We start from the raw sequence: 3,310 nt of genomic DNA, 5'->3' as shown, positions 1-3,310 counted from the left end.
GGTAACCCTGGCATTTCAACTTGCCGCCTTTACGCTCGCAGGCGGCGGCGGTCTTCATCTAGGGTGGGCGTACCTTCGGCGCCGGGGTCCGTTCATTGGACCGGAATGGTTCCGACTGCCGAGACCGGCGCTCATTGACGTCGGATTGCTCTACCTTCTGATTGTTCCGATGTTCGCGATCGGCTCGATCTGGGAGTTCTTCTGGCCCACTGCGTGACAAAGGCTGAAGCCGCCACATGGGAAGCTTGCAGTGGAAATACGGAATTCCGAGGGCTTGCGATATGAGCGTGGGAGGTAGCCATCGAATTTGTCACCCAAATCAGCCGCTCGAGAACGGACGCGAACCGCCGCGTCAGCGTAACGGAGGGATGGGAGCTTCCTGAGGCGTGACGTCGAGCTCCATGCGACGGGTGCCACCGCGCAGAAGGGTCACCATCGTGGGGGAGTTCACCTGTCCTTCGGTCAGGATGCGCTGCAGATCGTCGACACCGCTGACGATGTCGTTGCCCAGGCCGATGAGAATGTCGCCTTCCTGCAGCCCCGCCTTCTGACCGGCGCCGCCATTTTCAATCGAGATCACCAGGACACCGCTGCCCTGACCGAGGGCGTGGAAGCGCACCACCTTGCGCAGCAGCGGCACGGTCTGGCCGCCGATACCGAGGTAGGCACGGCGGATGCGTCCGTCCTGAATCAGCTTGCCGGCCACGAACTTGGCGGTGTTGATGGCGATGGCGAAGCAGATTCCCTGCGCCGGAAGAATCGTCGCGGTGTTGACTCCGATGACCTCGCCGCGGCTGTTGACGAGCGGCCCACCGGAGTTCCCGGGATTCAGCGCCGCATCGGTCTGGATGATGTCATCCATCAGGCGCCCGGTGGTCGACCGAAGCGATCGCCCCAGAGCGCTGACCACGCCGGCGGTCACGGTGTACTGGAAGCCGAAGGGGTTGCCGATGGCGATGGCGAGGTTCCCTACTTTCACGCTGCGCGAATCGCCCAGCGTGGCGGGGATCAAGTCGCTGCCGCCCACGCGCAGGACCGCCAGATCGGTGGCCGGGTCATCGCCGGCGACGCGCCCTTCCAGGCGCCGGCCATCCTGGAGCATGACCCTCAGGGTGCCGCCCGGCTGGACCACATGGCTGTTGGTCAGGATGAAGCCGTCGGGCGTGAACACGAACCCCGAGCCGGTTCCGCCCTGCCGATTCTTCCCCGGCTCGACTTCGATCTTGACCACCGAGGGGCTGGTGCGCTCGGCCGCCCCGGTCACCGCCTGCGAATAGGCGTCCAGAAGCTCCGCGTCGCTCCTGGCTTCCTCGAGTCCTGCCGTCACAATCTCCTCCGCGAATCGAAAGCAGCCTCACGTGACCGACAGAATCGCAGCGGCCATCGGAGTATTCCCGGAGGCCCGAGAGGGGGCCCGGGCGGCCCGCCGGCCGCCCGCGAGTGGACCGGCCGATTGCCCGCCATCGCCCCCCTTGCTATAGTCCGCCGCGGATCGAAGCTATGGCCCCAGCCCGTTCGAGTTACTGGCGCTCGAAGCCCGCGGGAGGGAAGCTTGAAAGGCCTCTTCACACGCAGCTACATCCTGTTGCTCCTCCTCGCCCTGATCGCGCTGTTCCTGGCCGTCCCCAGACCCATCACCCCCGGTCCGCTGATCATCGGAGCGGTCATCATGGCCGTGCTCCTCGCGCTGGGGCTGCGCGCCGCCGCTCCCTTCGGGCGGGGGGCGCCCATCCTGGAAAACGCATCCAGCAAAGAGCTCGTCCCGGCACCGGGGCGGCGTCTCGGCATCGCGCTTCTCATCGGCGTGGTGATGGGTGGGTTTCTGCTGGGATTGCTGATCTTCCTCGCCTCGAAGGAGCCGCTGTTGAGGACGCGCCTCGCGGAGCGTGCCAATCAGCCTGCCTGGATGCCCTGGGCCCTCGCCGTGGAAGCCAGCATCCTGGAGGAAATCATCTTCCGGCTCTTCCTGATGAGCGGGGTGATCTGGCTGGCGCCTCGAATCCTCCGCGCGAAGCGGCGTGACCAAGCCTCGCCGGCCCTCGTCTGGACGGCTATCGGCATCTCGGCGCTCGCCTTCGGATTGGTCCACCTGCCGTCCTGGACGGCCGCGGTGCATCCGACCCTGTTCCTGGTCGCCTCGGTGCTGGCCCTGAATGGCGCCGCGGGAGTGGTGCTTGGATGGATCTACTGGAACTGGGGAATCGAGGCGGCGATCCTCTGCCATTTCGCGGGAGACATGATGCTGCAGGGGATCGGCCCGCGGCTGATGGGCAGCTGACGCTGCCCGCGCAACGAAAGGAGAAGGCCATGGAACGCTGGCTGGGAAGGTACGCCGATTGGATCTACGGCATCATGCGGCTCGTGGTCGGATTCCTCTTCGCCTGCCATGGAGCGCAGAAGCTGTTCGGCGCCCTCGGCGGACAGCAAATGCTGCACCCTCCGCTGATTGCGACGGCCGGGGTCATCGAGTTCTTCGGCGGAGTGCTGGTGGCGATCGGGCTCTTCGCGGGATGGGCAGCCTTCCTGGCGAGCGGCACGATGGCGGTGGCCTACTTCATGGCCCACGCTCCCAACGGCTTCTGGCCCATCGTCAACCATGGAGAGCCGGCGGTCCTGTACTGCTTCGTATTCCTCTACATCGCCTCGCGCGGCTCGGGCCGTCTCAGCGTCGAATCGCTCATCAAGAGGAAAAGCCTCTAAGGAACCACGACGATGAGCGAACCGGAGACGCGCGCTCTTTCGCGGCTCGTCGCGATCTTCGGGATCGTGGCGGCCGCCATCCTCTTGATCCAGGCCGCCGTCCTGTGCGGATTGGGAGTAATGATCTATCGGGCGATGCCCGACCTGGGCGGCACGCTCTCTGACTTCGTCGACGAGCAGATCGATGCCGGGGAGGAATCGCCGCGCCTCGACGTGGACGATCCGCTCCTGCACGCGCGCAAGGTCCTCCTGTTCCACGACGTGAACTCCCGCACCGCCAAGGATGTCACCGCCCGCCTCATCTACCTGAGCCAGCTCGACCCGGCCAAGCCGATCGACCTCTACATCTCGACACAGGGGGGATGGGAGGACAACGCCTTCGCCATCATCGACACGATGCGGGCCATCGCGGCGCCGGTCAACACCTGGGCGGTCGGAGGCTGCTATTCGGCGGGCGTGCTCATCCTGACGGCCGGCACCGGACGGCGCTACGCCACCGAGGATTCGGTGCTGATGATCCACGCCAACCTGGAGAACCCCACCGGCGAGGCCTATTCCTATCCGCCGCTGGCGCAGCAGCGCTACGAGCGCGTCTACAAGGAGACGGCCA

5 protein-coding genes are annotated in these 3,310 nt (G+C 65.7%); 4 read left to right on the top strand and 1 reads right to left on the bottom strand.

Going from position 1 to position 3,310, the window contains the following annotated elements; genetic code table 11:
* Positions 1-217, top strand: a 217-nt coding sequence (locus tag VFW45_13600; protein ID HEU5181817.1) for a hypothetical protein, incomplete at its 5' end; no start/stop codon positions are given.
* Between the two features lie 135 nt (positions 218-352).
* On the opposite strand, the gene VFW45_13595 is transcribed toward VFW45_13600, so the two are convergent.
* Positions 353-1,327, bottom strand: a complete 975-nt coding sequence (locus VFW45_13595) for a trypsin-like peptidase domain-containing protein (protein HEU5181816.1) — start codon at positions 1,325-1,327, stop codon at positions 353-355.
* 225 nt (positions 1,328-1,552) lie between these two features.
* Between VFW45_13595 and VFW45_13590 the strand changes: the two genes are divergently transcribed.
* The 3 genes from VFW45_13590 to VFW45_13580 form a co-directional block, all read left to right on the top strand.
* Entirely contained in the window at positions 1,553-2,278 is a 726-nt protein-coding gene (locus VFW45_13590) for a CPBP family intramembrane glutamic endopeptidase (GenBank protein HEU5181815.1), read from the top strand.
* 29 nt (positions 2,279-2,307) lie between these two features.
* A complete protein-coding gene (locus tag VFW45_13585) occupies positions 2,308-2,700 on the top strand; it encodes a DoxX family protein (protein HEU5181814.1) in 393 nt (130 codons plus the stop codon).
* A 12-nt stretch (positions 2,701-2,712) separates the two neighbouring features.
* Positions 2,713-3,310: ATP-dependent Clp protease proteolytic subunit (locus VFW45_13580; GenBank protein HEU5181813.1), on the top strand; the 598-nt coding region annotated here is incomplete at its 3' end.

The organism is Candidatus Polarisedimenticolia bacterium, assembly GCA_035764505.1.
Taxonomy (GTDB): Bacteria; Acidobacteriota; Polarisedimenticolia; order Gp22-AA2; family AA152; genus AA152.
Note: the sequence above shows the minus strand (reverse complement) of the source record. Positions and strands in the feature narration are given on the sequence as shown.

Bases quoted from the DNA above. Each gene is read 5' to 3' on its own strand.
- VFW45_13585 (HEU5181814.1), top strand. From the start codon at position 2,308: ATGGAACGCTGGCTGGGAAGGTACGCCGATTGGATCTACGGCATCATG.